At 75.6% G+C, this 24599-nt stretch carries 19 protein-coding genes and 1 riboswitch; of the genes, 9 read left to right on the forward strand and 10 right to left on the reverse strand.

Going from position 1 to position 24599, the window contains the following annotated elements; translation table 11 throughout:
- Positions 1 to 227: 227 nt before the first annotated feature.
- A complete protein-coding gene (locus tag MQV74_RS22510) occupies positions 228 to 881 on the forward strand; it encodes a SigE family RNA polymerase sigma factor (RefSeq protein WP_078869075.1) in 654 nt (217 codons plus the stop codon).
- Positions 878 to 2110, forward strand: coding sequence for a hypothetical protein (locus tag MQV74_RS22515; protein WP_242720334.1), 1233 nt, complete (start codon positions 878 to 880; stop codon positions 2108 to 2110). Before MQV74_RS22510 ends, MQV74_RS22515 begins: the two co-directional genes overlap by 4 nt.
- Before the next feature lie 43 nt (positions 2111 to 2153).
- On the opposite strand, the gene MQV74_RS22520 is transcribed toward MQV74_RS22515, so the two are convergent.
- The gene (locus tag MQV74_RS22520; RefSeq protein WP_242720336.1) at positions 2154 to 2942 is read right to left on the reverse strand and encodes an SURF1 family protein; all 789 of its coding nucleotides are present in this window, start codon (positions 2940 to 2942) and stop codon (positions 2154 to 2156) included.
- 57 nt (positions 2943 to 2999) lie between these two features.
- Positions 3000 to 4967 (reverse strand): S9 family peptidase, encoded by a 1968-nt coding sequence (locus tag MQV74_RS22525; protein ID WP_242720338.1) that lies wholly within the window; start codon positions 4965 to 4967, stop codon positions 3000 to 3002.
- A gap of 70 nt (positions 4968 to 5037) precedes the next feature.
- Between MQV74_RS22525 and MQV74_RS22530 the strand changes: the two genes are divergently transcribed.
- The gene (locus MQV74_RS22530) at positions 5038 to 5862 is read left to right on the forward strand and encodes a class I SAM-dependent methyltransferase (protein WP_242720340.1); all 825 of its coding nucleotides are present in this window, start codon (positions 5038 to 5040) and stop codon (positions 5860 to 5862) included.
- Between the two features lie 206 nt (positions 5863 to 6068).
- On the opposite strand, the gene MQV74_RS22535 is transcribed toward MQV74_RS22530, so the two are convergent.
- Positions 6069 to 6455: a hypothetical protein gene (locus tag MQV74_RS22535; protein ID WP_242720342.1), complete on the reverse strand. Its 387-nt coding sequence runs from the start codon at positions 6453 to 6455 to the stop codon at positions 6069 to 6071.
- Positions 6456 to 8037: 1582 nt separating this feature from the next.
- Here MQV74_RS22535 and MQV74_RS22540 point away from each other — a divergent pair.
- On the forward strand, positions 8038 to 9744 hold the full coding sequence (locus MQV74_RS22540; protein ID WP_242720344.1) for a sensor histidine kinase: 1707 nt from the start codon (positions 8038 to 8040) through the stop codon (positions 9742 to 9744).
- 176 nt (positions 9745 to 9920) lie between these two features.
- On the opposite strand, the gene MQV74_RS22545 is transcribed toward MQV74_RS22540, so the two are convergent.
- Positions 9921 to 10646, reverse strand: coding sequence for a response regulator (locus MQV74_RS22545; protein WP_242720346.1), 726 nt, complete (start codon positions 10644 to 10646; stop codon positions 9921 to 9923).
- 425 nt (positions 10647 to 11071) lie between these two features.
- On the opposite strand from MQV74_RS22545, the gene MQV74_RS22550 reads away from it, so the two are divergent.
- The 3 genes from MQV74_RS22550 to cobM all read left to right on the forward strand — a co-directional run bounded on the left by MQV74_RS22550 (position 11072) and on the right by cobM (position 13698).
- The gene (locus MQV74_RS22550) at positions 11072 to 11578 is read left to right on the forward strand and encodes a hypothetical protein (protein ID WP_242720348.1); all 507 of its coding nucleotides are present in this window, start codon (positions 11072 to 11074) and stop codon (positions 11576 to 11578) included.
- Between the two features lie 87 nt (positions 11579 to 11665).
- On the forward strand, positions 11666 to 12952 hold the full coding sequence (gene cbiE / locus MQV74_RS22555; protein WP_242720350.1) for a precorrin-6y C5,15-methyltransferase (decarboxylating) subunit CbiE: 1287 nt from the start codon (positions 11666 to 11668) through the stop codon (positions 12950 to 12952).
- Complete coding sequence (cobM, locus tag MQV74_RS22560; RefSeq protein WP_138960994.1) at positions 12949 to 13698, forward strand: precorrin-4 C(11)-methyltransferase; 750 nt, start codon at positions 12949 to 12951, stop codon at positions 13696 to 13698. Before cbiE ends, cobM begins: the two co-directional genes overlap by 4 nt.
- A gap of 98 nt (positions 13699 to 13796) precedes the next feature.
- Here the strand turns inward: cobM and MQV74_RS22565 are convergent, their stop codons facing one another.
- On the reverse strand, positions 13797 to 14921 hold the full coding sequence (locus MQV74_RS22565; protein WP_242720352.1) for a cobalt-precorrin-5B (C(1))-methyltransferase: 1125 nt from the start codon (positions 14919 to 14921) through the stop codon (positions 13797 to 13799).
- A 30-nt stretch (positions 14922 to 14951) separates the two neighbouring features.
- Between MQV74_RS22565 and MQV74_RS22570 the strand changes: the two genes are divergently transcribed.
- Complete coding sequence (locus MQV74_RS22570; RefSeq protein WP_242720354.1) at positions 14952 to 15701, forward strand: cobalt-precorrin-6A reductase; 750 nt, start codon at positions 14952 to 14954, stop codon at positions 15699 to 15701.
- A 33-nt stretch (positions 15702 to 15734) separates the two neighbouring features.
- Here MQV74_RS22570 and MQV74_RS22575 read toward each other — a convergent pair whose 3' ends face one another.
- From MQV74_RS22575 to cobG, 3 genes are read right to left on the reverse strand one after another with little or no spacing between them, the layout of a single operon-like run.
- Positions 15735 to 17261, reverse strand: a complete 1527-nt coding sequence (locus MQV74_RS22575) for a precorrin-2 C(20)-methyltransferase (protein WP_242720356.1) — start codon at positions 17259 to 17261, stop codon at positions 15735 to 15737.
- A complete protein-coding gene (locus MQV74_RS22580) occupies positions 17258 to 17920 on the reverse strand; it encodes a precorrin-8X methylmutase (RefSeq protein WP_242720358.1) in 663 nt (220 codons plus the stop codon). The genes MQV74_RS22575 and MQV74_RS22580 overlap by 4 nt, the downstream gene beginning before the upstream one ends.
- The gene (gene cobG, locus MQV74_RS22585; RefSeq protein WP_242720360.1) at positions 17917 to 19413 is read right to left on the reverse strand and encodes a precorrin-3B synthase; all 1497 of its coding nucleotides are present in this window, start codon (positions 19411 to 19413) and stop codon (positions 17917 to 17919) included. Before cobG ends, MQV74_RS22580 begins: the two co-directional genes overlap by 4 nt.
- A gap of 45 nt (positions 19414 to 19458) precedes the next feature.
- Positions 19459 to 19613, forward strand: a riboswitch (cobalamin riboswitch).
- A gap of 66 nt (positions 19614 to 19679) precedes the next feature.
- On the opposite strand from cobG, the gene cobN reads away from it, so the two are divergent.
- A complete protein-coding gene (gene cobN, locus MQV74_RS22590; protein ID WP_242720362.1) occupies positions 19680 to 23330 on the forward strand; it encodes a cobaltochelatase subunit CobN in 3651 nt (1216 codons plus the stop codon).
- Positions 23331 to 23336: 6 nt separating this feature from the next.
- Here cobN and MQV74_RS22595 read toward each other — a convergent pair whose 3' ends face one another.
- Together MQV74_RS22595 and MQV74_RS22600 are read right to left on the reverse strand one after the other, a co-directional pair.
- Positions 23337 to 23840, reverse strand: coding sequence for a hypothetical protein (locus MQV74_RS22595; RefSeq protein ID WP_242720364.1), 504 nt, complete (start codon positions 23838 to 23840; stop codon positions 23337 to 23339).
- A gap of 175 nt (positions 23841 to 24015) precedes the next feature.
- Positions 24016 to 24465 (reverse strand): DoxX family protein, encoded by a 450-nt coding sequence (locus tag MQV74_RS22600; protein WP_242720366.1) that lies wholly within the window; start codon positions 24463 to 24465, stop codon positions 24016 to 24018.
- Positions 24466 to 24599 lie beyond the last annotated feature (134 nt).

A 24599-nucleotide genomic window follows, 5' to 3' on the forward strand; every position in this document is an offset into this window, starting at 1 on the left:
TTCCGGTCCCTGCAACCGACCGGGCGGCGCAGGCGTCTTCGCCGTCGCCCTCCGGTGGGCGGCCGGAACGCTGCGAAAAGCAATTGGGGCATAGGGGAAGAGCTGGTACGCATGGGGGCTTTTGACGCACCGTGGAGAGCGGTGCCTGTGAGGCACGTCGCGCGCGCGATGCCGAACGCCATGCCTGACGCGTACAACCCTGACGGGGGGAAGCGTGTCCAACAGGCGTGGCAGAGGTACTCGAATTCACCGCGAGCGGAGCGGCGGCACTGCGACCGTCCCGCCGTCCTCGCGTACCCGGCGGCATGCCGGTGATCGCCCCCATGCCCGTGACGCGGCCCGCCCGCATTCCGACGCAGCGCGAGGGCGATGAGGTGGCCGTGACCGCGGGCACCACCGTCGACCACCTCACCGAGACCTATCGCGCCCACTACCGGTCGCTGCTCGGGCTCGCCGCCCTGCTCCTCGACGACACCGCATCCTGCGAGGACGTCGTGCAGGAGGCGTTCATCCGCGTCCACTCCGCGCGCAAGCGCGTCCGCGACCCCGAGAAGACCCTCGCGTATCTGCGCCAGACCGTGGTGAACCTCTCCCGGTCCGCGCTGCGCCGGCGCATCCTCGGCCTGAAGCTCCTCACCAAGCCGATGCCCGACATGGCGAGCGCCGAGGAGGGTGCGTACGACCAGCTGGAGCGCGACGAGCTGATCAAGGCCATGCGCGGCCTGCAGCGCCGCCAGCGCGAGGTCCTCGTCCTGCGGTACTTCGCGGACATGACCGAGGCACAGGTCGCCGAGACGCTCGGCATATCGCTCGGCTCGGTCAAGGCCTACGGCTCGCGCGGCATCGCCGCCCTGCGGGTCGCCATGGAGGCCCCGGCATGAGCGGAGCGGGCGACATGGGCAAGCACCACGAGCACGAGCACGACGCTGGGAACGACACGGTGAAGCACGGGCCGGGCGACGGCGACCGCCCCGACCACGGACACGACGTACCGGACGTCACGGAGCAGCTGCGCGGGCTCGGGCGGCTGACCGCCCTCGACGGCGGCACCGCGCCGTTCGGCGGCCCCGGCGGCCCCGACGCGCCGCGCGGCCTCGCCGACGACGAGCTGGCGCTGCGGCGGATGCTGCGCACCGCCGTCGAGGACATCGAGCCGGGCGACGCGGCCCTGGACCGGCTCCGGCACGCGGTGCCCGTGCGCCGGGCCCGCAAGCGGCAGGCCTTCGTCGGCGCGGCCGCCGTCGTCCTCTTCGCGGCCACCGCCGTGCCCGCGCTCGTGCACGTCACCCGCTCGTCGGGCGACTCCGACGCGCGGCCGTCCATCGCGGGTGCGGGCAGCAGCCAGCACAGCCAGGGCGGCAGCACCGAGGGCAAGGACCCCGACCGCCCCGGCAAGGAGACCGGGGGCGGCAAGAAGAAGGAAAAGAAGAAGGACGACAAGGACAAGGGCGGCAAGGGCAAGGAGAAGGGCAGCAAGGACAAGGGCGAGACGGGCCGGGGCGGCGCCACCGGGGGCACCGAGCCCGACGACCACGGCACCGACGCGGTGAGCTCGCCCGCCTGTGACGCCACCCAGCTCGGCGCCTCCGGCTCCGTGGGGGCCGCCGACGCCGAGGGCAAGGTCTACGGCACCTTCCGCGTCGCCAACGTCTCCGGCAGCAGCTGCACCGTGGAGAACGCGGGCGCCGTGGCCGCCACCGCCCAGGGCGCGGCCAGCCCCTCCGCCGTCAACGTGGTCGACCACACCCCGGGCGACGGCACGGGCCTGCCCGACCCGGCCCAGGAGGCCAGCTCCCTCGTCCTCAAGCCCGGCGCCTCGTACGAGGTGCGCTTCGCCTGGGTGCCCTCGGCGCAGTGCCCGTCCGACGGCGGCGAGCCCACGCCGAACCCGTCCCCGTCCGAGGGCGGCGCGGGCGGCAGCGGCTCGGAGGGCGCCACCGGCGACAGCGGCGGCGGCGTGACCCCCCAGCTGATCCGCGAGGACGGCACCAAGGACGGCAGCGTCGCGGTGTCCCTCACGGCGGAGCCGGGCGCCCCGTCGGCGGACGCGACGGTGCTGAACGCGTGCTCGGGCACGGTGTACAAGACCGGGGTGCTTCCGGCGCAGTAGCGCGCCGGGGCACCGCTCCCGCAGCGCACCCCCGGCCCGGCCCTCAGGTCGTGGAGGGCTGCGGAGCCTCCGGCTCCGGTGCGAGGCCCAGCGCGGCGTCCCGCGCGAACTCCCGCTCGCGCCGGAAGAGCCGGAACCACATGAACACCACGAACCCCGCGAACACGAACCACTCGCCCGTGTAGCCCAGGTTCTGGAACGCCTTGAGGTTCAGGCCCGAGTCCTCCGGCGCGGCCGCCGGGACCGGCCGCAGGCCGTCGGTGCCCTGGTCGAGCGTGACCCAGGCGTCGTACACGTCGTCCGGGACGATGTTCACGAGCGACGCCGCGCTGATCATGCCGACCTGGCCCGTGGGCAGGCCGCCCGCCGTCCGGGCGCCGTCCGAACTGGTGCTCTCCGAGGCCTGGAGCGCGCCGGTGACGGTGACCTGCCCCTTGGGCGGCGCGGGCGCCCGGCCCGCGTCGGCCTTGCCGGGCAGCCAGCCGCGCACGACCGGCAGCGACTTGCCGCCGTCGGTGCGCAGCAGCGTGAGGACGTAGTACCCGCTCCGGTCGTCCAACGTCCGGTCCGGCACGAGGAGTTGCTTGCCGTAACGCCCGGTGGCGGTCGCCCGCTCGCCCGACGTCTCCCGGTTCACGGGCAGCAGCCCGGCCAGCGGCCGCGCCTTCGCGCTCGGGTCGACGGCCGCCTGCTTCTTGGCGTCCTCGTGGTCCTCCACGCGGTCCTCGAAGCGGCCGAGCTGCCAGGAGCCCATGAACAGGCACAGCGGGATGGCCAGCGCGACGAAGACGTTGATCCCCCACCAGCGGGGGGTCAGCAGGAACCGGTACACGCCCTCCACGGTACGGGGCGCCGCGGGGAGGGCTTCCCCCGGGGCGCCCCGCGCGGGCTAGGGCAGGTGCCGGGCGGCGAAGTCCAGCTCCAGGGCGACCTGCTTGATGCGCTCGTCGACGACCAGGGAGCCGTGGCCCGCCTCGTAGCGGTACACCTCGTGGACCGCGGCGCGCTGGGCGAGGCGGTCCACGTAGTTCTCCACCTGGCGGATGGGGCAGCGGGGGTCGTTCACCCCCGCGGAGATGTAGACCGGGGCCTTGACCGCGTCCACGTACGTCAGCGGGGACGAGGCCTCGAAGCGCTCGGGCACCTCCTCCGGCGTGCCGCCGAACAGGGTGCGGTCCATCGCCTTCAGGGCCTCCATCTCGTCGTGGTACGCCGTCACGTAGTCCGCGACGGGGACCGCGGCGAGGCCGAGCGCCCAGGCGTCGGGCTCGGTGCCGAGGCCGAGGAGCGTGAGATAGCCGCCCCAGGAGCCGCCGGACAGGACGAGCCGCCGCGGGTCCGCGAGGCCGGAGGCGACGGCCCAGTCGCGCACCGCCGCGATGTCCTCCAGCTCGATGAGCCCGACGCGGTGCTTGAGGGCGTCGGTCCACGCCCGGCCGTACCCCGTGGAGCCGCGGTAGTTGACCCGCACCACCGCGTACCCGTGGTCGACCCAGGCGGCGGGGCCCGCCGCGAAGGCGTCGCTGTCGTGCCAGGTGGGGCCGCCGTGCACCTCGAAGACCGTGGGCAGCGAGCCCTCGGCCCCCGCGGGCCGCTGCACCAGGGCGTGGATGCGGCCGCCGGGGCCCTCCACCCACGCGTCCTCCACCGGCACCGAGGCGGGCGCCTTCGCGCCGGGCGGGTCCAGGACGACCCGGCCGGAGGTGGAGCGCAGGACGGGCGGCTCGGCGGCCGACGACCACATGTACTCCACGGTGCCGTCCGGGCGGGCCGTCGCGCCGGACACCGAGCCGCGCGGGGTCTCCACGCGGGTCAGCTCGCGGGTGGCCAGGTCGAACCGCCACAGGTCGCCGCGGGCCTCGAAGCCGTGCGCGACGAGCAGCGCCGAGCCGTCGGGATACCACTCCGCCGACACGTCGCCCGGCAGGTCGAGGGCCAGGTCCGTCTCCTCGCCCGAGGCCACGTCCCACAGCATCGGCTCCCAGCGGCCCCGGCGCTGGTGGCCGACGAGCAGCCGGGTGTCCCCCTCCACCGGTGCGAAGCCGAGGGACTCCAGGCCGAGCTCGACCTCGCCGCCCTTGGTGTCGTCCAGGTCGGCGACCACCGAGCCGTCCAGGCGCAGGACGCGCAGCGCGGAGTGCATCGCGTCGCCGTGCTCCGTGTGCTCGATCACGAGCAGGGAGCCGTCGTGCGAGAGGTCGCCGACGCCCGCGGACTCGCGGTGGCGGTAGATCTCGACGGGCTCGGCGCCCGGGGCCGCGTCGGGCCCGACGACGTGCACCGTCGAGCCGTCCTCGTCCGTGGAGCGGCCCACCACGACCGTGCGGCCGTCCCGGCCGAGGGCGAGACCCGCCGGATACGAGGGGGCGAGGCCCGGCACGGCGGCCTCGTCGGCGCCGCCGGTGAAGGGCTGGCGGCGCCAGACGCCGAACTCGTCGCCGTCCTTGTCGTCGAACCACCAGATCCAGCGGCCGTCGGGGGAGACCAGGCCGTCCGTCGTGCCGTTCGCCCGGTCGGTCACCTGGCGCTGGGCGCCCGTCGCGCGGTCCCAGGCGTACAGCTCGTACGTACCCGTCGCGTTCGACACGAACAGGGAGCGGTCCGGGGCGTCCTCCGCCCAGTCCGGCAGCGATACGCGCGGCGCCCGGAACCGCTTCTCCCAGTCGGGCACCCCGACGCCACCGGCACCGCCCCCGGCTGCCACGCCACCTCCGGCGCCTGCGCCGCCCTCGCCTGTCGTGCCGGTTCCGGCGCCTGCGCTGCCGTCGGCTTCTGTGCCTCGTCCGGCTGCCGCGCCGCTTCCCGCTCCCGCGCCGCCCCCGGCCCCCGCGTCCACCTGTTCACCCGTCTCACTCATGGCCCCATAGTGCCTCGCTCTCCCCGCAATCCGCTGGCGAGGGTCCCCAGCCTGTGGATAACTTTCGCGCATGTACACACCGAACCCCGCCGACTGGCGCGAGTCCAACCGGCGGCGCTGGGACGAGCGTGTGCCGATCCACCTGGCCAGCGACTACTACGACCTCGCTGCCTTCCACGCGGGCAAGGACCCGCTGCGCGCCTTCGAACGGGCCGAGATCGGCGACGTCACCGGCCGCTCCCTGCTGCACCTCCAGTGCCACATCGGCCTCGACACCCTCTCCTGGGCGCGGCACGGCGCCACCCGAGTCGTCGGCCTCGACTTCTCCGAACCCGCCGTGGAGGCCGCCCGCGGCCTCGCCGCCGAGCTCGGGTTCACCCAGGACCGGGCCGCGTTCGTCGCCGCCGACGTGTACGACGCCGCCGAGGCCGTGCCGGACTCCGCGTACGACATCGTCTACACCGGCGTCGGTGCCCTGTGCTGGCTCCCCGACATCCGGCGCTGGGCCGAGACCGCCGCCTCGCTCGTCGCGCCCGGGGGCTTCCTCTACCTCGCCGAGTTCCACCCCCTCACGGACGTCCTCGACGACGCGACCGGTACGCGGATCGAGCACGACTACTTCGCCCGCGACCCGTGGGTCGACGACGGGCCCGGCGGGTACGCCGACGGGGACGCCGTCACCGTCCACAACCGCAGCGTCGAGTGGCAGCACCCCGTCGGCGAGGTCGTCACGGCCCTCGCACAGGCGGGCCTGCGCATCGACTTCCTGCACGAGCACGACGTGACCCTCTTCCGCAGGTTCGCCGCGCTCGAACCGCGCGACGGCCTCTACCGCTATCCGGCCACGAGCCCGCGCGTGCCCCTCATGTACTCCCTCAAGGCCAGCAGGACCTGACCCCTAGGGCCTGTCCGATGGGTCGGCGCGGCGTCGCGACGCCTGGCACGCACGCTCGCCGCGTTGCCGAAATGCCCTAGTAGCTCCTTCCCCGAGCTCTCAGCTGCGTTCGAGCAGGGGAGACCCCACCCGAGGACATCCCGGCGCCTTGCGATCGCACGCACCAGACGCCGCTCCTTGCTCCACGCCGACCCATCGGACAGGCCCTAGGCCGGGTGCAGCCAGGCCTCCCGCGGCGGCGTGCCGAACTCGCCGAGCTTCGTGCACGACCACGCCCGCAGCACCTCGTGCGCGATGCCCTCACCGGCCGCCGGCGCCGCGAGCGTCGTGACGACCACGTCCGCGCCGTGCCGGGCCAGCAGCAGGTCCCGCATGCGCGTCGCCACGCGCCTGCGGCGGTGCTCCGGCAGCACCATCAGCTCCACGAGCAGGAACAGGCGGCCTGCCGCGGCCGCGCCCGTCGCCGCGGGCGGCAGGACGTCGCGCAGCGTCGCGAAGTCCGGGGTGTCGGGGGCCGCGCGGTAGCCGTACAGGCAGCCGACCAGGCCGCTTGCGGAGTCCGCCGCGACCATGTCGAAGTCCCGCTCCTGCACGTGCCGCTCGAACCGCCCCAGAAACCCCGCCCGCCCGTACCCCTCGCCCCCGTACGGTGCCTGCGCCTGACCCCTGCCTGCTGTGTACGAGGCCTGCGTCTCGCTACCGTACGGTGCTTGGCCCCGGCCTCCGCGCTGCGCTCGGCCTCCGTCCTGGGCCTGGCCTCCGGCTGGGGCTTGTTCTCGGCCCCAGGCCTGCGCCTGGCCCCGGTCCGGGGTCCGGGCCTGGGTCTGACTCTGGTCCAAGTCCCGGGTCCGGGCCTGCTCTTGGTGCTCGGACTGTCCGTGGCACGCCGTGTACACGGTCGCCACGTCCTCGCGCTGCTGCTCCGCCTGCCAACGTGACAGCCGCCGCAAGAACACCTCTGCCATCCGCGCCTCCCCCTACGCCTGGGTGAGCATGGTGACAGCACGAGCCGCCGCGCGGAACCAGCCCTGCCCGGGCTTCTCCCACCCACCCGCCCTCACCCGGGCCTACCCGCCCGCGGCCCACCCACCGCTACCGCGCCGGGACGCTTCCCACCCGCCCGCCCGTTCCTGCCCCGGCGTCCCGGCCGAGCCCCGACCTGGCGGCTCACGGCCCGTTGTTCGCCCGCCCGTTCCTGCCCCGGTGCCGTGGGCGGGCCCCTAGCCGACTCACACCTGTCCCACGTCTTGGCTGAGCCACGCCGTGGCCGGCAAAAGGGGGGCGGGTGGGCGGGGATTCAAGCCCGTCCGGCGTTTGAGGACGAGGCCGGAGGCCGATGGAGGGCCGGAGGCCGGGGCTCGGCCAGGGAGCCTGGGCAGCGACGGGTGAGCGGTGGCCGTGTGGTGGGGAGGGAGAGGGGAGACCTGAGGGTGGGAGGGGAGAGCCCCGAGGTGAGGTTCCTCGGCTGGTGGTGAGGTTCTTCTCCGCAGGGTGCCACCCAACGGCTACGGTGAGCCTCGGAACGCGGGGCGGGGAACGTGCACGTCTGCTCGGGTGGAGGAGCCGATGGGCCAGCAAAACGCGGGCGGCGGGCAGGACGAGCCGAGCGCGGGCGGCAGCCAGAGCCGACAGGGCGCGGACAGCGGACAAGGCAGGCCCGGCGCCAGCCATAGGCAAGGCGTTGGCGGCGGGCCGAACCAGCCGAGTGTCAGCGGCGGGCAAGGCGCGGGCAGCGGACAGGGCCATCAAGCCGCGAGCGGCGGGCAGGACCAGCCGAGCGCGGGCGGTGGGCAAGGCCCAAGTAGCGGGCAGGGTCAGCCGAGCGCCAGCCACGGGCCCAGCGTCGGCGGCGGCCGAGGCGCGCGCGGCGGCCGCGGCGTTGGTGGCGGGCAGGACCAGCCGAGCGCGGACGGCAGGTCAAGCCAGCCGAGTGCGGGCGGCAGGAAGGGCGCGGACGGCGGGCAAAGCCAGCCGAGCGCCAGCCACGGGCCCCCCGTCGGCGGCGGGCAAGGCGCGGACAGCGGACAAGGCCAGCCGAGCGCCAGCTATGGGCCCAGCGTCGGCGGCGGGCAGGGTGCGCGCGGTGGCCACGGCGTTGGTGGCGGGCAGGGTGCGCGCGGTAGCCACGGCGTTGGTGGAGGGCAGGACCCCGGTGGGGGCGGGCAGTTGACGCGGTTGCGGTTGGACGAGTTGCTGGAGGAGCTCGCGGCGCGGATCGGGGCGGTGCGGGGGACGAGGGACCGGCTGCACAGCCTCCTGGAGGCAGTGCTCTCGGTGGGGCGGGAGCTGGACCTCGCCCAGGTGCTGAGACGCATCGTGGAGACGGCCGTCGCCCTCGTGGACGCCGAGTACGGCGCGCTCGGCGTGATCGGACAGGGCCGCATGCTGGACGAGTTCCTGCCGGTGGGCATCAGCGACCGGCTGCGCGCCGAGATCGGCGACCTGCCCTCGGGGCACGGGCTGCTCGGCGAGCTGATCCGCAACCCGGAGCCGATGCGGCTCGCGGAGCTGTCCGAGCACCCGGCCTCCTCCGGTTTCCCCGCGCACCACCCGCCGATGCACTCCTTCCTCGGCGTACCGATCCGCGTACGGGACAAGGTCTTCGGCAACCTGTACCTGACGGAGAAGCACGGCGGCGCGGAGTTCGACGCCGAGGACGAGTCCGTGCTGTCGACGCTGGCCGTCGCGGCGGGCGTGGCGGTGGAGAACGCCCGGCTCTACGAGGAGGCCCGGCTGCGCGAGCGCTGGCTCCAGGCGAGCGCGGAGGTCACCAGCGCCCTCCTTTCGGGCGCGCCGCAGGCGCAGGTCCTGGAGTTGATGGCCGAGCGGGCCAGGGAGCTGACGTCGGCGGAGCTGGGGGTGATCGAACTGGTCGAGGGCGACGGCGAGTTGCGTGTCGTCATCGCCATCGGCGAGCACGCGCAGGCCCACCAGGGCGCCACCCTGCCGCGCCGGGGCACCTTCGCGGGCGCCGCCCTGGACGCGCAGGCCCTGGTGTCGGCGACCGACGTACGCAAGGACCCGAGGGTCACGTACAAGGCGGACCGCTGGGACGGCCTGGGCGCGGCGGTGGCCGTGCCGATGAGCACGCGTGACGACGTGCGGGGCGTCCTGCTGCTGGCCCGCAGCGCCGGGCGCCCCGGTTTCTCCGAGGCGGAGACCACGCCCCTGACGGGCTTCGCCGGGCAGGCCGCGCTCGCCCTGGAACTCGCCGACCGGCGGCGCGACGCCGAGCAGATGAGCCTCCTGGAGGACCGTGACCGGATCGCCCGGGACCTGCACGACCTGGCGATCCAGCGGCTGTTCGCGACGGGCATGACGCTGCAGAGCGTGCAGCGGTTCGTCGAGCACCCCGGCGCCGCGGAACGGCTGCGCCGGGCCGTCGACGACCTGGACGCCACCATCAAGATCATCCGGTCCACCATCTTCGGCCTGCGCGACCACGAGGCGCCCGGCGGCGCGGCGGGCCTGCGCGTGCGCGTGGTGCGGGCGATCGAGGACGCGGCCGGGGCGCTCGGCTTCACGCCCGCGCTGCGGATGGAGGGCCTGATCGACACGGACGTACCGCGCGAGGTCGCCGACGACGTGGTCGCCGTGCTGAACGAGGCGCTCGCCAACGTCGCGCGGCACGCGCGGGCGCACCGCGCCGAGGTCTCCCTCGCGGTGCGCGAGGGCACGCTCGAACTCGCCGTCGTCGACGACGGCGTGGGCATCGCGGAGCCCGGCGAGCCCGCGCCCGAGCCGCTGGACGCCGCGCACGGCGCGGGGCTGCGCAACCTCGCGGAGCGGGCCGGGCGCCTCGGCGGGGTGCTCGCCGTGCGGGCGGGGGAGCGCAGGGGCACCCGGCTGGAGTGGCAAGTGCCGCTGCGGCGCGGCTCCTAGGGCCTGTCCGATGGAGCGGCGCGGAGCGAGGAGCGGCGTCCGGTGCGTGCGCTCGCAAGGCGCCGGCGTGACCTCGTAGCGGATCCACCAGGACGTTTCGGCGGTGCGGCGGGCGTGCGTGTCAGGCGTCGCGGCGCCGCGCGACCCATCGGACGGGCCCTGGCGCCCCGTCGGGGCTACGCGTTCCCGGGCCGGGGCCGGGGTTCGCGCGGGGGCGGGGTCACCTGGGCCGCGAGGACCGCCGCCTGGACCCGGCGCTCCACGCCCAGCTTCGCCAGCATGCGGGAGATGTGGTTCTTGACGGTCTTCTCCGAGAGGTAGAGCCGCTCGCCGATCTGGCGGTTGGTGAGGCCCTCGCCCACGAGGGCGAGGATGCCGCGCTCCCGGTCGTTGAGGGCGGCGATGCGCGCGTCCTCGGGCGGCGGCCCGTCCTCGGGGCCGCGCAGGGACCGCATCAGGCGGGCCGTCGTCGCCGGGTCGAGCAGCGACTGCCCGGACGCGACGGTCCGTACGGCCGTGACGAGGTCGGAGCCCTTGATCTGCTTCAGTACGTACCCGGCCGCGCCCGCCATGATCGCGTCGAGCAGCGCGTCCTCGTCGTCGAACGACGTGAGCATCAGACAGGCGAGGTCCGGCATCAGGGAGCGCAGTTCGCGGCAGACCGTGATGCCGTCGCCGTCCGGGAGCCGGACGTCGAGCACCGCCACGTCGGGGCGGAGCGCGGGCCCGCGCACCAGCGCCTGCGCGCCGGTCCCGGCGTCGCCGACCACCTCGATGTCGGGTTCGCCCTCCAGGAGGTCGCGCAGCCCCCTGCGGACGACCTCGTGGTCGTCCAGGAGGAAGACCCGGATGGGGGCCTTCGGCTCCGCGGGCGGTCGCTCCGCCGCGGCGGGTGTGTTCATCACTGCCCCCTGCGTTCGCCGCGTTCGCCGCGACCTCTCCCCGGTGTGGCCCTTACGAGGGTGACGGTAAGGGCTTACTCCTGCCAGGGGCCGAACGGCCCACCACCGCGGCGACAGGGGTACCGACCGGCCCCGGGTGAGGGCCGGTCGGCCCTCGCGGTACCCCTACCCCGCAGGGCATCTTGGTGCCTGGGCAGCCCATGACCCGGGTCCCGGCGCCCGAGGCGGCGACGCCGTTCCGGGACCGTCACCAGGTGCGGCACGGCTGAGGACGTGGCCAGCAAGCACCGCACCCCGCCTGCGCGGCCGCAGGGGAGCGGCCGCGCAGGCGCATGGCGCGCGGCTGTGCGGTCGCGCGGGCGCCCGGCTCCCGTGCGCGCCCCCGCCGCCTGATAGCTTCCCGGAAAGACAAAGGGAGGCAAGGCGTGGCATCGGATTCCCTCCAGGAGCACAACTTCGTCTCCCTCCTGGGCATCGTCCTCATCGCCCTGATCGCCGTCACGGCGCTGGTGGCGTACGCCTGGGTGTGCGTGGCCAGGCGCCGCCCGGCCCTGTCCGCCGCGCTGCGCGCCGGCGCCGCCCTGTGCGCGGCGGGCGCCACCGGCGTGTACGCCTGGGGCGCCGTCCAGCTGCTGCGCTTCGACATCACCGAGCACGACCAGGCCTGTCGGCAGGCCGTGGGCGCCGCCCGTGCGTCGCGCATCGACGGCTACGAAGCCACGTACTTCCCGCTGCGCTTCGGCTGCCACGTCGCGGGCGACGGCACGTACACCGCGGGGGTGCCCGGCTGGCTGAACCCCGCCGCCCTCGGCCTCGGCATCGGGGCCCTCGCCCTCGCGGTCGCCGCCGCGGCCGCGTCCCCCGACGTCCGCCGGGCCTGCACGCACCGCGTACGGTCGCTGTTCCGCGTACCGTTCGGCACGCACTCCTGAGCTGCCCTCGCGGGGCGCCCCGCGAGGGCTGGGCGCGGCCCCAGTAGAGTGCGCCTCCGTTGCCCCCGAACCCCGAGGTACCGCGCAGTGACCCGCCCCAGCCCACCCCCGCCCGCCGCCGTCACCGTCGTGGGGCTCGGCGCCGACGGCTGGGACGGCGTCCCGGAGGCGGCCAGGGACGAGTTCCGCGCGGCGGACGTGCTGATCGGCGGCCCCCGCCAGCTCGCGCTGCTGCCCCCGGAGTGCCGGGGGGAGCGGATCGCCTGGCCCTCGCCGCTGCGCCCCGCGGTCCCGGCGCTGCTCGCCGCGCACGCGGGCCGCAGGATCGCCGTCCTGGCGAGCGGCGACCCGATGTTCTACGGGATCGGGCGCGCCCTCACCGAGGAGCTGGGGCCCGGCGCGCTGCGCGTCCTGCCGCACCCCTCCTCCGTGTCGTACGCCTGCGCCCGGCTCGGCTGGCCCGTGGAGGACGTCGAGGTCGTCACGCTCGTGGGGCGCCCGGCGGGCAGGCTCGCCGCGGCCCTGCACGAGGGGCGCCGCCTGCTGGTCCTCAGCGCGGGCGCCGCGACCCCGGCCGAGGTCGCCGCGCTGCTGCGGGACCGCGGCTTCGGGCCCAGCCGGATGCGGGTCCTGGAGCAACTCGGCGGCCCGGCCGAGCGGATGACCGACGCGGCCGCCGCCGACGCGTGGGAGCGGCCGCCCGGCGACCCCCTCAACGTCGTCGCCGTCGAGTGCCGCCGCGCCCCGGACGCCCTGCGGCTCGGCGCGGTGCCCGGCCTGCCGGACGCGGCGTACGAGCACGACGGACAGCTCACCAAGCGGCACGTGCGCGCCGCCACGCTCGGCGCCCTCGCGCCCGCCCCGGGCGAGGTCCTGTGGGACATCGGCGGCGGCTCGGGGTCGATCGCCGTCGAGTGGCTGCGCACCCATCCGTCGTGCCGGGCCCTCACCGTCGAACGCGACCCCGTGCGGGCCGAGCGCATCGGCCGCAACGCCGAGCGGCTCGGCGTGCCCGGCCTGCGGGTCGTCACGGGCGCGGCGCCCGCCGTGCTCACCGGACTCCCCCGGCCCGACGCCGTCTTCGTCGGCGGCGGGCTCACCGCCCCCGGGCTGCTCGACGCCTGCTGGCGGGCGCTGCCCGAGGGGGGCCGCCTCGTCGCCAACACCGTGACACTGGAGTCCGAGGCGCTGCTCGCCGACGCCTACCGGCGCCACGGCGGCGACCTGGTGCGGCTCGCCGTCGCGCACGCCGTGCCCGTCGGCGGCTTCACCGGCTGGCGCCAGGCCATGCCGGTGACCCAGTGGGCCGTACAGAAGCCCGTACAGCAGTCAACAGGCGTACCAGCAGCAGGAACAGCGGGAGCAGAGCGATGACCGTGTACTTCATCGGCGCCGGACCCGGTGCCGCCGACCTCATCACGGTGCGCGGCGCCCGGACGCTCGCCGCCTGCCGGGTCTGTCTGTACGCGGGCAGCCTGGTGCCCCGCGAACTGCTCGCCGAATGCCCGCCGGACGCCCGTCTGGTGGACACCGCGCAGCTCACCCTGGACGAGATCGTCGCCGAGCTGACCCGCGCCCACGAGGAGGGCCACGACGTGGCCCGGCTGCACTCCGGCGACCCGTCGGTGTTCAGCGCGGTCGCCGAGCAGATGCGGCGGCTCGACGCGGCGGGGGTGCCCTACGAGGTCGTCCCGGGCGTGCCCGCCTTCGCCGCCGCGGCCGCCGCACTGAAGCGGGAGCTGACCGTGCCGACCGTCGGCCAGACCGTGATCCTGACCCGGATCGCGCAGCGCGCCACGGCCATGCCCGAGGGCGAGGACCTGGCGACGCTCGGCCGCAGCGGCGCGCTGATCGTGCTGCACCTGGCGGCCGGTTACGTGGACCGCGTGGTCGACGAGCTGCTGCCGCACTACGGCGCCGACTGCCCCGCCGCCGTCGTCGCGTACGCCTCGCGCCCCGACGAACTGGTCCTGCGCGGCACCCTCGACGAGATCGCCGGGAAGGTGAAGGACGCGGGGGTCGTACGGACCGCCGTGATCATGGTGGGGCGGACGCTGGGCGCTGCGCAGTTCCGCGACAGCCACCTCTACTCTGCCGAGCGCGACCGGCATACCTGCTGAGCGCGCTCCGTCGCCCTGCCGCGATGGGCCGTCGCTCACCCGCGGATCCGTCGTGGCTTGTCGCGCAGTTCCCCGCGCCCCTTCGGGGCGCTCCCGGATCAGCCGCCGGACAGGGCTGACCTGCCCACGACCGTGCCCGCGCGGTCGATGCAGATCACGTCCACCGCCACCGGTGCCCCGCGCAGCACCGCCAGGGCCTGGTCGCGGGCCTCCACCGCCACCAGGTCGCCCAGCGGGACACCCGCCGCCGCGCACAGCTGGAGGGCCGCGAGGCCGGTGTTGGCGGTCGCGACCCGCTCGGCGAGGGGCGCGTCCGCGCCGCCGCGCCGGGCCAGGGCGGCGAGGAAGCCCTTGTCGACCTGGGAGCGGGCGGAGTGCAGGTCGAGGTGCCCGGCGGCGAGCTTGGAGAGCTTCGCGAAGCCGCCGCAGATGGTCAGGCGGTCCACCGGGTGGCGGCGCACGTACTTCAGGACGGCGCCCGCGAAGTCGCCCATGTCGAGCAGGGCGTCCTCGGGCAGGTCGTACTCGGCGGTGACCGTGCGCTCCGACGTGGACCCGGTGCATCCGGCGACGTGCGTGCGCCCGGCCGCCCGCGCCACGTCCACGCCCCGCCGGATGGAGTCGATCCACGCCGAGCAGGAGTACGGGACGACGATGCCGGTGGTGCCGAGGACGGACAGGCCGCCGAGGATGCCGAGCCGCGGGTTCCAGGTGGAGCGGGCGATCTCCTCGCCGTGGTCGACGGAGACGGTGATCTCGACGTCGCCGGTGCCGCCGTGCGCCGCCGCGACCCGCGCCACGTGGTCCCGCATCATCTGCCGGGGCACGGGGTTCACCGCCGGTTCGCCGACGGGCAGCGGCAGGCCGGGGCGGGTGACCGTGCCCACGCCGGGGCCCGCGCGGAAGACCACCCCGGACCCGGCGGGCAGCCGCCGCACGGTGGCGCGGACGAGCGCGCCGTGCGTGACGTCCGGGTCGTCGCCCGCGTCCTTCACGACGCCCGCCATCGCGCGGCCCTCCGCCAGCTCCTCGGCCGCGAGCGCGAAGGACGGCGTCTGCCCCTTGGGCAGCGTGATCGTCACCGGGTCGGGGAAGGCGCCGGTAAGGAGCGCGGTGTAGGCGGCCGTCGTCGCGGCCGTCGCACAGGAACCGGTGGTCCAGCCGGGCCGCAGCCCGGTGTGCTTGAGTTGGGCGCCGCGGCCGCCCTTGGCCTCGCTGCTCATGCCTCGCTCTTCCGAAGGGAACCGGACTTCGTGCACATCCTCATCCTCGGCGGGACCACCGAGGCCCGCCGCCTCGCCGAGCACCTGGCGGACGGGGCGCCGGGGCTGCGCGTGACGAACTCCCTGGCGGGGCGCGTGGCCGCGCCCCGGCTACCGCCCGGCGAGGTGCGTGTGGGCGGCTTCGGCGGGGCCGAGGGCCTGGCCGACTGGCTGCGCACGCACGCGGTGGACGCGCTCATCGACGCCACGCACCCCTTCGCCGGGACCATGAGTTTCCACGCGGCGCGGGCCGCCGCCGTCGCCCATGTTCCCCTGCTCGCGCTGCGCCGTCCCGGCTGGGTGCCGGTGCCGGGGGACGACTGGCACGAGGCGGACTCCCTGGCCCGGGCCGCGGAGCTGCTGCCCGCCCTGGGCGAGCGGGTGTTCCTGACCACGGGGCGGATGGGCCTCGCGGCGTTCGCGGCCCTGGAGCGGCCGTGGTTCCTCGTCCGGTCCGTGGACGCGCCCGAGGCCCCGCACCCGCCCCGCATGGAGGTGGTCCTCGACCGCGGCCCCTTCACCCTCGACGGGGAGCGGGAGCTGCTGCGCCGCCACCGCGTCGACGTCCTCGTCACCAAGGACAGCGGGGGCGCCGCCACCGCGCCGAAGTTGACGGCCGCCCGCGAGGCCGGGATCCCCGTGGTCGTGGTCCGCAGGCCGCCGGTGCCCGAGGGCGTGCCGGTGGTGGCGGAGCCCGCTGCGGCGGTCCGCTGGATCACGGACCGCCTCGGGCCCGGCTGACCGGGCCCGGCGCCTACGCCTCCGGGTAGGCGCCTACGCCTCCGGGTAGCGGCGCGGCGTCCAGACGATCTCCTCGCCGTCCCCGCGCCGCACGGCCCGGGTCTGCGAGGAGCCGACGAGCAGGATGGTGCGCATGTCGACCTCGGCCGGGTCCAGGTCCGCGAGGCGCACGATCCGCACGCGCTCGCCGGAGCCGCCCACGTCCCGGGCGACCACGACGGGGGTGTCCGGCGCCCGGTGCTCCAGGAGCAGCTCGCGGGCCTTGCCCACCTGCCAGGTGCGGCTGTGCGAGCCGGGGTTGTACAGGGCGAGCACCAGGTCGGCCGCGGCGGCGGCGCGCAGCCGCTCGGCTATGACCTCCCACGGCTTGAGCCGGTCGGACAGGGACAGCGTCGCGTAGTCGTGGCCGAGCGGGGCGCCCGCGCGGGCGGCGGCCGCGTTGGCGGCGGTCACGCCCGGCAGGACCCGGACGCGCACGTCGGCGTACGCGGCCTCCGACGCGGCCTCCAGGACGGCGGTGGCCATCGCGAAGACGCCCGGGTCGCCGCCGGAGACGACGGCGACGCGCCGCCCCCGCCGGGCGAGCTGGAGCGCGAACTCGGCGCGCTCGGCCTCGACCCGGTTGTCGGAGCCGTGCCGGAGCTGGCCGGGGCGCACGGGCACCCGGTCCAGATAGGTGGTGTAGCCGACCAGGTCGTCGGCGGCGGCGAGCGCGCCGCGCGACTCGGGCGTGAGCCACAGCGGTCCCGCGGGCCCGGTGCCCACGACGACGACCTCGCCGCGGGCCGGATCCGCCGGTTCCGCGGGGGTGGCCGGGCCCGTCCGCTCCGGCACCGGCAGCGCCGCCACCCGGCTCGGCAGGACCGCCACCGAGAAGTACGGCACCGACTCCTCGGTCACGTCCGCCAGGTCGGCGAGGCGCTCCCCGGCCATGGTGGCCCGCTCCACGTACCGGGCCCCCTCCAGGCGCTCCGCGCTGTCGAGGGCGCGCCGCACCTTGGGGAAGGTGCGGCCCAGCTTCATCACCACGGCCGCGTCGGTCGCGGCGAGCCGGGCGGTCAGCTCCTCCTCGGGCAGGGTGCCCGGCAGGATGGTCAGGACCTCCTCGCCCTCCGCGAGCGGCGTGCCGAGGCGGGCCGCGGCGGCGGACACCGACGTGACGCCGGGGATCACCTCGGTGTCGTAGCGGTCGGCGAGCCGCTTGTGCATGTGCATGTAGGAGCCGTAGAAGAGCGGGTCGCCCTCGGCGAGGACCGCGACCGTGCGCCCCGCGTCGAGGTGCGCGGCGAGCCGGGCCGCGGCCCGGGCGTAGAACTCGTCCATGGCGCCCTGGTAGCCGCCCGGGTGGTCGGTGGTCTCGGTGGTGACCGGGTAGACCAGCGGCTCCTCGACGTGGTCGGCGCGCAGGTGCTTCGCCGCGATCGAGCGCGCGATGGACCGGCCGTGCCGGGCGCTGTGGTACGCGACCACGTCGGCCTCGGTGATGACCTCGACGGCGCGCAGCGTCATCAGGGAGGGGTCGCCGGGTCCGAGCCCGACGCCGTACAGCTTGCCGCTCACTCTTCCTCGCTCGCGATCGCGTTGAGCGCGGCGGCGGCGAGGGCGCTGCCCCCGCGACGGCCGCGCACCACCAGGTGCTCCAGGCCCGAAGGATGCGCGGCGAGCGCGTCCTTGGACTCGGCGGCGCCGATGAAGCCGACCGGGACGCCGATGACGGCGGCGGGGCGCGGCGCGCCCTCCTCGATCATCTCCAGGAGCCGGAACAGGGCCGTGGGCGCGTTGCCGACGGCCACCACCGAGCCCTCAAGACGGTCCCGCCACAGCTCCAGGGCGGCGGCGCTGCGCGTGGTGCCCAGCTTCGCCGCGAGCTCGGGCACGGTCGGGTCGGAGAGCGTGCACAGCACGTCGTTGTCGGCGGGTAGCCGCTTGCGCGTGACGCCGCTCGCCACCATCTGGACGTCGCAGAAGATCGGCGCCCCGGCGCGCAGAGCCTCCCGGGCGCGGGCCACCACGCCGGTCGTGTGCGCGAGGTCCCGTACGAGGTCGACCATGCCGCAGGCGTGGATCATCCGGACCGCGACCTGGCTGACGTCGGCGGGCAGGGCCGCGAGGTCGGCCTCCGCGCGGATGGTGGCGAAGGACTGGCGGTAGATGGCCGCGCCGTCCTTCTCGTAGTCGTACGTGGTCACGGTCTTGTTCTCGCTGCTCTCGGTCGTCATGCGGAGGGAAACGCCGCCAGGGCGGTGGCGAGGTGGGTGGGGTCGGCGATGGAGGTGCCGGGTGCTTCTCGTCCGCCGCGCACGGCGGAGAGGTCGTAGCCGCCGCCCGGCGCGGCGACCACGTCGACGCGGTCGCCGCGCGGGTGTCCGCAGCGGCGCTCGCACCCGGACCAGTACAGCGGCAGTCCGGACCGCCCGGCGGCGGCGAGGGCGCTCGCCGCGTCCGCCCGTACGTCGGCACGGGACTTGGCACAGCCGGGTCGGCCCACGCAGGCGCCGACCCGGAGCCAGAGCGAGCCGGGCCCGGTGACGAGACCGGCGGCGGAGAGCCGGGCGAGCGTGGCCTCCGCGGCGGCGGGGCCGAGCCCCGGCGCGGGCACGACGGCGCCGCGCCAGGGGGTCAGGCGCAGCTCGCCCGGCCCCGCGGCGGCGGCGACGTGCGTCAACTCCCGCCACTGGAGGCCGGAGAAGCGGCCCAGGGGAACGTGGACGGACAGGGCGGAGCCGATGACTCCGGGGGGCGGGCCCCCGGTGTCCCGGGGCGAGCGCGGGCCGTGGCCGACGCCCTCGGTGGGGGCGGTGCCCTCGGGTGCGCGCAGGTCGTGGCCGACGCCCTCGGTGGGGACGGTGCCCTCGGGTGCGCGCAGGTCGTGGCCGACGCCCCCGGCGGGGGCGGTGCCCTCGGGTGCGCGCAGGTCGTGGCCGACGCCCCCGGTGGGGACGGTGCCCCCGGGCGTGCACGGCTCGTGGCCGACGCCCCCGGCGGTGAGGCGGCGCCGCACGTCGTCCGCCAACGTGCCGGGCGCGAGCGGCAGTTCGGTGATGCGCCAGGCCTTGGTCCCGCTCTCCCGGACGCGGTGCAGAAACGCTTCCGCCGCCACGAGGGCCGCACGGGGCGCGTCCGCCGCGGCCACCGAGAGGACCGGGTGCGGCGTACCGAGACCGAGCAGGGCCCGGCCGCCCGCGGCCGCCCGTACGGTCACGTCCGCGTCCAGCCCGGCCACGTCCCCGCGCCCGTCGTCGAGCGCGAACAGGAACCGGCCCGAAAGGCCTCGCGCCGCCTCGCTCGCGCACAGCGCCGCGTCGAGGGCCGTGAGCCAGGGCTGCACGTCGCCCGCGCCCCGGCCGTCGAGGCCGGACAGCGGCGAGGCCACGACGTTGCGCACCCGCTCGTGACCGGGCGAGGGCAGCAGGCCCGCGGCGCCGAGCAGCGCGGCGAGGGCCGCGCCGCAGCCGTCCGCGAGGCCCCGCAGCTGGACGTTGCCGCGCGAGGTCAGATGGAGGTCGCCGTCGCCCAGGTCCCGGGCGGCCGTGGCGAGCGCCTCGGCCTGGCGCACGGTCAGGACGCCGCCGGGCAGCCGGACGCGCGCCAGGGCCCCGTCGTCCGCCGCGTGCAGCCTGAGGCTTCCGGGGCAGGCGTCGCCGCGGTCCCGTGGGGCCGCTGTGGCCTGCGGGGACGGGCGGAGGGGAGCCGTGGACATGGCGGCGAGCATACCGACCATCACACTGCGGAAGCGCCCTGCCTCAATCGCCCGACGCTTACTATGCTCAGCAGTGGATCACCCGATCCACCATCGCCATGACGGCGACAGGGGAGGAAGCCCGGTGCGATTCCGGCGCGGTCCCGCCACTGTGAGCCCGGCCCCGTGAGGGGGCGGGCGAGCCAGGAACTCCCTTCTCCGCACGCCCGGCTCCGGCCGGGCAGGAGAGACCCACTCACCACCCGGGGCGCGGACACCCCGAGGAAGGCCGACGCCGCATGCAGCACACGACCGGGCCCCGCATCCTGCTCCTGTCGACGTCCGACACCGACCTCCTCAGCGCCCGCGCGGCCACGGGCCCGGTGACCTACCGGTTCGCCAACCCGTCCCGCCTCCCGCTGGACGACCTGCCCGGCCTGCTCGACGGCGCCGACCTCGTCGTCGTACGCCTCCTCGGCGGCATCCGCGCCTGGCAGGAGGGCCTCGACCTGCTGCTCGCCGACGGCCGTCCCGTCGTGGTCCTCAGCGGGGAACAGGCGCCCGACGCCCAGCTGATGGCCGCCTCCACGGTCCCCGTCGGCATCGCCGCGGAGGCGCACGCCTACCTCGCGCACGGCGGCCCCGCCAACCTGGAGCAGCTCGCCCGCTTCCTCAGCGACACCGTCCTGCTCACTGGCCACGGCTTCGATTCGCCCGCGCCCGCGCCGACCTGGGGACCCCTGGAGCGCCCGGCCCCGGCGGGCGAGGGCCCGACGGTCGCCGTGCTCTACTACCGCGCCCACCACATGAGCGGCAACACCGCCTTCGTGCACGCCCTGTGCGACGCCGTCGAGACGGCGGGCGCCCGGCCGCTGCCGCTGTACGTGGCCTCGCTGCGCGCCCCCGAGCCCGAGCTGATCGACGCGCTGCGGGCCGCCGACGCCATCGTCACCACCGTCCTCGCGGCGGGCGGCACCAAGCCCGCCGAGGCCTCCGCGGGCGGCGACGACGAGTCCTGGGACGCGGGCGCGCTCACCGCGCTCGACGTGCCGATCCTCCAGGCCCTGTGCCTGACCGGCTCGCGCGCCGCCTGGGAGGAGAACGACGAGGGCGTCTCGCCCCTGGACGCCGCCAGCCAGATCGCGGTGCCGGAGTTCGACGGCCGGCTGATCACGGTGCCGTTCTCCTTCAAGGAGATCGACGCGGACGGCCTCCCGGCGTACGTCGCCGACCCCGAGCGGGCCGCCCGCGTCGCCGGGATCGCCGTGCGCCACGCGCGCCTCAAGCACATCCCGGCCGCCGACAAGCGGATCGCCCTCGTCCTGTCCGCGTACCCGACGAAGCACTCCCGGATCGGCAACGCGGTCGGTCTGGACACGCCCGCGAGCGCCGTGGAGCTGCTGCGCCGACTGCGCGCCGAGGGCTACGACTTCGGCGACGCCGAGATTCCGGGCCTGGTCTCCGGCGACGGGGACGAGCTGATCCGCGCCCTGATCGAGGCGGGCGGCCACGACCAGGACTGGCTCACCGAGGAGCAGCTGGCGAAGAACCCGGTCCGCATCCCGGCCGCCGACTACCGGCGCTGGTACGCCACGCTCCCCGAGGAGCTGCGCTCGGCCGTCGAGGAGCACTGGGGCCCGGCGCCCGGCGAGATGTTCCTGGACCGCAGCCGGGTGGGCAGGGGCGGCGACCCGGACGGCGACATCGTCCTGGCCGCGCTCCGGTTCGAGAACCTGCTGATCCTCATCCAGCCGCCGCGTGGCTTCGGCGAGAACCCCATCGCGATCTACCACGACCCGGACCTGCCGCCCTCGCACCACTACCTGGCGGCGTACCGCTGGATCGCGGCGGCCGCCGCCGACGGCGGCTTCGGCGCCGACGCGATGATCCACCTCGGCAAGCACGGCAACCTGGAGTGGCTGCCCGGCAAGAACGCGGGCCTGTCCGCCGCCTGCGCCCCCGACGCGGCCCTCGGCGACATCCCGCTCGTCTACCCGTTCCTGGTCAACGACCCGGGCGAGGGCACCCAGGCCAAGCGCCGCGTGCACGCCACCCTCATCGACCACCTCGTCCCGCCGATGGCGCGCGCCGACTCCTACGGCGACATCGCGCGCCTGGAGCAGCTCCTCGACGAGTACGCGCAGATCAGCTCGATGGACCCGGCGAAGCTCCCGGCCATCCGCGCCCAGATCTGGACCCTCATCCAGGCCGCGAAGCTCGACCACGACCTGGGTCTTGAGGACCGCCCCGACGACGACGGCTTCGACGACTTCCTGCTGCACGTCGACGGCTGGCTGTGCGAGGTCAAGGACGCCCAGATCCGCGACGGCCTGCACGTCCTCGGCGCCCCGCCGGCCGGTGAGGATCGCGTCAACCTGGTCCTCGCGATCCTGCGCGCCCGCCAGATCTGGGGCGGCACCACGGCCCTGCCCGGCCTGCGCGAGGCCCTCGGCCTCGACGAGTCGGCCGCCACGCGCACCACGGCCGACGCGGCGGAGGAGCAGGCCCGCGCCCTCGTCGTGGCGATGGAGGAGGCGGCCTGGGACCCGGCTGCCGTACCCGCGGTGGCGGCCTCGGTCGCCGCCGACCGCCGCGACCAGGTGACGGCCATCCTGGAGTTCGCGGCCAGCGAGGTCGTGCCGCGCCTGTCGGCGACCACGGCCGAACTGGACCACGCCGTGCACGCCCTGAACGGCGGCTTCGTCCCGGCGGGCCCCTCGGGCTCCCCGCTGCGCGGCCTGGTCAACGTCCTGCCGACGGGCCGCAACTTCTACTCCGTCGACCCCAAGGCGGTGCCGTCCCGGCTCGCCTGGGAGACGGGCCAGGCCCTGGCCGACTCCCTCCTGGAGCGCTACCGCGCGGACAACGGCGAGTGGCCCACCTCGGTCGGCCTCTCCCTGTGGGGCACCAGCGCGATGCGCACCGCGGGCGACGACGTGGCCGAGGCCCTGGCCCTGCTCGGCGTCCGCCCGGTCTGGGACGACGCGTCCCGCCGCGTGACGGGCCTGGAAGCCATCCCGTACGCCGAGCTGAACCGCCCCCGCATCGACGTCACCCTGCGCATCTCCGGGTTCTTCCGCGACGCCTTCCCGCACACGATCGGCCTCCTGGACGACGCGGTGCGCCTCGCGGCGTCGCTTGAGGAGCCCGCCGAGGCCAACCACGTGCGGGCCCACGTCCAGGCGGACCTCGCCGAGCACGGCGACGAGCGCCGGGCCACCACCCGCATCTTCGGCTCCCGCCCCGGCACGTACGGCGCGGGCCTGCTCCAGCTCATCGACTCGCGCGACTGGCGCACCGACGCGGACCTCGCCGAGGTCTACACGGTCTGGGGCGGCTACGCCTACGGCCGCGGCCTGGAGGGCCGCCCGGCCCGCGCCGAGATGGAAGCGACGTACAAGCGCATCGCGGTCGCGGCCAAGAACACCGACACCCGCGAGCACGACATCGCCGACTCCGACGACTACTTCCAGTACCACGGCGGCATGGTCGCCACGGTGAAGGCCCTGCGCGGCGGCAAGGCGCCCGAGGCGTACATCGGCGACTCCACCCGTCCCGAGACGGTCCGCACCCGCACCCTGGTCGAGGAGACGTCCCGCGTCTTCCGCGCCCGCGTGGTGAACCCCAAGTGGATCGAGGCGATGCGCCGCCACGGCTACAAGGGCGCCTTCGAACTCGCCGCCACCGTCGACTACCTCTTCGGCTACGACGCCACCACCGGCGTGGTCGCCGACTGGATGTACGACAAGCTCACCGAGACCTACGTCCTCGACCCCACCAACCGCGACTTCCTCAAGGAAGCCAACCCCTGGGCCCTCCACGGCATAGCCGAACGCCTCCTGGAGGCCGAATCCCGAGGCATGTGGTCCAAGCCGGACCCCACCACCTTGGAGGCCCTCCGCCAGATCTACCTGGAGACCGAGGGCAACTTGGAGGACGACGACGCCTGAGCCGGGCTACGGGCGGGCCGGGGCGGCCCCCGTCCAGCCCGCCTCCCGTGCCGCTGCCACAGCGCTCTCCTCCGTCGCCTCCGCGCGCGCCGTCAGGGCTTCGGCGCGGCCCGGACTCCGGCCCCCGGCCGCTTCGGCGGAGGCTCCGGAGGCGGTGAGGGCGGCCTGGAGGGCGGTGTCCGCGAGGGGGCCGGGGGCGGCGGCGCGGGCCGCCTGGGCGGCGGTCGCCGCCGCGGCCGCGGCGTTGCGGGCGCAGCGGGCGTCGGCCGCGGGGTCCGGGGCCCGGCCCTCCCGTTCGGCGATCGACCGCGCGGCCAGGCGCACCGCGTTCGCGGCCCGCGCGGCCGGGCCCGTCGGCACGGCCTCCGCCTGGCCGGGCTCGATGCCCGCGGCGCGGCAGGCGGCGACGGCCCGGCCGTACGCGCTCCCGGCGCGGGCCAGGTGCCGGTCCTGGAGGGCCTGTTCGCCGGTGGCGGGCTCCGGCTGGTCACTGCGGACGGGTGCGCTCATGGCCACCTCCTGGCGGGGCGGGGCGGACGGGTGCGTGCGTGGCGGGCAGGGTGACACGGCGGCCGCCAACAAGCCAGAGCGAGGCTGAGGGGCCGTCAGATGCGGGGCGCCGTAGCGGCTGCGGCCCCGACGTACGCAAGAACGGCCCCCGTGCCCACAGGGGCGGCTCCGGCGCCTACACGAACAACCCCAGCGTCTCGTCCAGCGACCACGTCTGCCAGCCCATGCCGAAGAAGGCCACCGCCGAGATCAGCGCCATCATCAGGTTCTGCCCCTGCTCCGCCCAGTCGTGGATCATGAGGACGAGGTAGATCAGGTTGAGCACCAGGCCCGCGGCCAGGGCGACCGGTGTGAGGAAGCCCGCGATCAGGCCGAGGCCCAGGGCCAGTTCCGCGTACGCGACGACGTACGCCATGAGGCGCGGGCGCGGTGTGACCACGCTGTCGAAGCCTTGGCGGACGACGGGCCAGCGGTGCTTCTCGGCGATGCCCGCGGCCCAGGTGATGCCGCCGCCCGAGAACCAGCTCTTCTTGTCCTTGTGCCGCCAGCTCTCCAGCCACCACAGGCCGAGGCCGATCCTGAGCACCGCCAGCCACTCGGCGCCGCCGAGCCAGATCGTCTGCATGGTGAGGGCCCCTTCGCGGTGGTGGGTGCGGGCGCTTGAGCTGACGGAGCGTCAGTTGAGCCGAAGGGGGCGCAACTTGCAAGGCTTCGCGCGCGCTTGCCGTGCGCCCGCGCGGCCCCCTACTCTCGATCTGA

The organism is Streptomyces sp. AN091965, from assembly GCF_022698285.1.
GTDB lineage: Bacteria > Actinomycetota > Actinomycetes > Streptomycetales > Streptomycetaceae > Streptomyces.